This window comes from Nostoc sp. (assembly GCF_054880495.1).
Genome location: NZ_JBTYKD010000193.1, coordinates 1 through 4,118, shown reverse-complemented (window position 1 = coordinate 4,118; position 4,118 = coordinate 1). Strand labels below are relative to the sequence as shown.

Annotated in this window: 3 protein-coding genes; all 3 read left to right on the top strand. The window is 43.0% G+C overall.

The window, feature by feature from the left end:
* The first annotated feature begins 416 nt into the window (after positions 1-416).
* The 3 genes from ACYTXL_RS18490 (at position 417) to ACYTXL_RS18480 (ending at position 4,071) form a co-directional block, all read left to right on the top strand.
* On the top strand, positions 417-1,688 hold the full coding sequence (locus ACYTXL_RS18490; RefSeq protein ID WP_461926019.1) for a glycosyltransferase family 4 protein: 1,272 nt from the start codon (positions 417-419) through the stop codon (positions 1,686-1,688).
* A 202-nt stretch (positions 1,689-1,890) separates the two neighbouring features.
* A complete protein-coding gene (locus ACYTXL_RS18485) occupies positions 1,891-2,121 on the top strand; it encodes a hypothetical protein (RefSeq protein WP_461926018.1) in 231 nt (76 codons plus the stop codon).
* A 189-nt stretch (positions 2,122-2,310) separates the two neighbouring features.
* Positions 2,311-4,071, top strand: a complete 1,761-nt coding sequence (locus ACYTXL_RS18480; RefSeq protein ID WP_461926017.1) for an Rqc2 family fibronectin-binding protein — start codon at positions 2,311-2,313, stop codon at positions 4,069-4,071.
* Positions 4,072-4,118 lie beyond the last annotated feature (47 nt).

The window sequence follows — 4,118 nt, the reverse complement described above, 5'->3', positions numbered from 1 at the left end:
GGGTTTGCGTAACCTAACATCCTGATAATCAGTTGGGTTACGCAAAGCCTCCACCCAACCTACGTCTAATGCACTATTTTAGCCTAGAGGGTCCACTACGTGGATTTCAAAAATCAAATACTAGTCCTATAGGATTGCTATATTTATGGAATTATATTTGCATTAACCAAATGAAAAAAATTAATTTTCATCTATCAAAAGTATGAGATATAATAAATATAGAAAATTCGTATATTTAAATAAATTAAATCCAAACACTTAATTTAAAAGCATACTTTTGGCAGAAGAGATAAAAAATATTAGACATATTAAATTAAAATAAATATTAATCAAAGTTTTTAAATAATTCCGATAAGTGTGCTAAACACGAACCTGGAATAGCTTAAAACTTTGTTAAAATCAGCAACACACAAACTATGAACTCTACTACCGAAAAACGTATCGCCTTGATTTCCGTCCACGGGGACCCGGCGGTTGAAATAGGGAAAGAAGAAGCTGGGGGACAAAATGTTTATGTGCGCTACGTGGGTGAAGCACTAGCGCGGCTGGGTTGGCAAGTTGATATGTTTACCCGCAAGGTGAGTCTGGAGCAAGACTTGATTGTTCAACACAGCGACAATTGTCGAACTATTCGTTTAAAAGCTGGCCCGCTTGAGTTTGTGCCACGAGATGATATTTTTGAGTATCTGCCAGAATTTGTGGATAATTTGCTCACATTTCAAGTAAAAAATGACATTACATATCAGTTAGTTCACACTAACTACTGGCTCTCTAGTTGGGTGGGAATGGAGTTAAAAAAAATCCAAGAGAGTAAACAGGTTCACACATACCACTCATTAGGAGCAGTCAAATACAACACTATAGAAAAAGAAAATATTCCCCTGATTGCTAGTGTGCGATTAGCAGTGGAAAAAGAGGTGTTGGAAACAGCAGAGCGAATTGTCGCGACAAGTCCGCAAGAAAAGGAACATATGCGATCGCTAGTTTCCACTAAAGGCAATATCGACATCATTCCCTGTGGTACAGATATTCAGCGCTTTGGTTCGATTGCGCGAGAAGCAGCCAGACATGAATTGGGTATTGACAAAGAAGCGAAAGTTGTATTATATGTAGGACGTTTTGACCCACGCAAAGGGATAGAAACCTTGGTGCGTGCAGTAAACGAGTCTGGGCTACGTGACTCCAATAATCTCCAGCTAATTATTGGTGGTGGTAGTACTCCAGGTAATTGCGACGGCATAGAACGCGATCGCATTGAGCAAATCATTAATGAATTGGTGATGAGCGACTTTACCATCTTTGCAGGTCGTCTCAGTCAAGATATTTTGCCAACTTATTATGCAGCTGCCGATGTTTGCGTTGTTCCCAGTCACTACGAACCTTTTGGACTCGTAGCGATCGAAGCGATGGCAAGCGGTACACCAGTTGTAGCTAGCGATGTCGGCGGACTTCAGTTTACTGTGGTTGATGAAGAAACTGGTTTATTGGCACCACCACAAGATGTAGATGCCTTTGCGTCTGCCATTGACCGAATTCTCTTAAATCCAGAGTGGCGAGACGAATTGGGTAAAGCCGGCAGAAAGCGCGTCGAAAGCAAGTTTAGTTGGCATGGCGTAGCAACTCAGTTGATTGAACTTTATACCCAACTGCAACAACCAGTCAAAGAATCGGTATTGCTCACTAAATAACCTTCAAACTAACCCAATACTGTTTGGATAAGATCATCTACATCCCGATAACTTTTGTAGAGACGTAAAGTTTGCGTCTCTACACATACCTCTTTAGAATAAGCGTTTCAGCTATCGGAAATCATGGGAAAAATAGCGATCGCTTTGAGTCAACTAAAGGTATCGTCTGAAACGCCGAACAAAAAAACCGGAAATTATACTCATGTTGGAAATTGAAGATTTGGGAGTGACTGTAGAAGAGTATTTGGATGGATTAATAGCAGGTATTGACGTTTTGGAATTGAAGCGGTTAGAAGCAAAGGGAATTCCAACAAACCTGGCTTTGGAAGTGATGACTATCGCACCAAAGATAATCAATGGTACGGCTACTCCTGAAGAGGTTGTTAGAGGACTAATGATTCTAACACCATCGCTTAGGCAACAACTTGAATAGGGAAATACCCAAAAATTCATCCGAACTAATAAAGCAACTGCAATCATCACAGACAACACCATAAATAGCCTTTCCAACTGATAACTAGATGCCGAACGCGATTGCATCTCGTAGAAAAGGCAGGCTACACCGGAGCTAATATCAATAGATAGAACTATACTGAGCATCGACCTTTGAACGCGAACGGCTATGCAACCAGTTGACTTCACCACCCTTACAGCTACTTGTAGCGAAATCCGCACTAACTGGCTGCCCTCGCGGACAGAACAGGTTTATCAGCGCGATCGCTACACTATTGCTATAGCATTACGCACCCTGAAACAACGGGATTGGCTACAAATTTCTTGGCATCCCCAAGCTGCACATATTTGTATCGGTGATCCACCACCGCGATCGCCAGATACTTTTACCTTTAGCCAACAACTGATACACCAATTGGGTGGTTTGGCACTGGTAGGAATTGAAGCAATCGCACCTTGGGAGCGGGTGATTGATTTGCAATTTGCCCGTCGTCCCGGAGAAAGCGCCCTGTATCATGTCTATGCAGAAATCATGGGCAAGTATAGCAACGTCATTCTCACCGACGCCAGCAATATAATTATCACCGCAGCCCATCAAGTCAGTCAGCAACAATCTAGTGTTCGTCCCATCCAAACCGGACAATTTTATGAAACACCACCAAAACTAACTGGGCTTGTCCCCAGTTTGAGTGAATCCCAAGAACGTTGGCAAGAACGGGTAAGTTTAGTGCCAGGAGCAATCAAGCGGCAATTGCTGAAAAGTTATAGTGGTTTGAGTGCAGCCCTACTGGAGTTAATGCTGCTAGAAGCAAATATTACACCAGAAACATCCACCGATAGCCTTAACCCTAACGATTGGCAACAACTATTTGAGCGCTGGCAAGAATGGTTGCAAGCCTTGCATTCCAGTAAATTTAAACCCGCTTGGACAAAAGATGGTTACACCGTAATGGGTTGGGGTGCAGTTGAAAAGGTCAAAGATATCCAGGAGTTACTCAACCGCTACTACAGTAACCAGATTAACCAACAGTTATTTTCCCAATTGCGCCATCAGTTGAGCCAGAAATTGCATAATATTCTAGCGAAGTTAGGCAATAAAGCTCAAACCTTTAAGACGCGCTTGCAGCAATCAGATCAAGCCGATGAGTATCGCCAAAAAGCTGATTTATTAATGGCTCACCTGCAAAACTGGGAACCGGGGATGAAAGAAATTATCCTTGCTGATTTTGAGACAAATTTGCCAGTAGCGATCGCTCTCCAACCAGATAAAAATGCTGTCCAAAATGCCCAAAGTCTTTACAAACAGCACCAAAAGCTCAAACGCGCTCGTGCTGCTGTCGAACCGCTACTTTTGTCAGTGCAGACAGAAATTGAGTATTTAGAACAAGTAGAAGCTGCGATCGCTCAGATAGACACCTACCAAACAGCAGAAGATTTGCGAGCTTTAGAAGAAATCCGCGAAGAGTTGATTGGACAAAAGTATTTAGAAGATCCAGAATACCGCAAGAGCAGCGCCAATGAAGTTCCCAGCACCAACTTTCATCGTTACCTTACCCCCGGCGGCTTTGAAGTATTAATCGGTCGCAATAATCGCCAAAATGACCAATTGACCTTTCGTGTAGCTGGGGATTATGACATCTGGTTCCACGCTCAAGAAATTCCAGGGAGCCATCTGCTATTACGTCTAGAACCGGGTGCTGTTGCAGAAGAAGTTGATTTGCAATTTGTAGCTAATCTTGCCGCCTACTACAGTCGCGCCCGTCAGAGTGAGCAAGTGCCAGTAGTTTACACTCAGCCAAAACACGTCTACAAACCCAAAGGAGCAAAACCGGGAATTGCCATTTACAAGCAGGAGAACATCCTCTGGGGAAAACCACAATTAGTCATAGAACCTCGCGGGATGTGGGAAACTCAGACACTTCAGTGCTGAGAGGGAAACGGCTCGTGCGACTTTAGTCGCAGTCAACATTAATTGCA

Excerpts from the sequence above, each read along its gene's own strand:
- ACYTXL_RS18490 (WP_461926019.1), top strand. The coding sequence starts at position 417 with ATGAACTCTACTACCGAAAAACGTATCGCCTTGATTTCCGTCCACGGG.
- ACYTXL_RS18485 (WP_461926018.1), top strand. The coding sequence starts at position 1,891 with ATGTTGGAAATTGAAGATTTGGGAGTGACTGTAGAAGAGTATTTGGAT.
- ACYTXL_RS18480 (WP_461926017.1), top strand. The coding sequence starts at position 2,311 with ATGCAACCAGTTGACTTCACCACCCTTACAGCTACTTGTAGCGAAATC.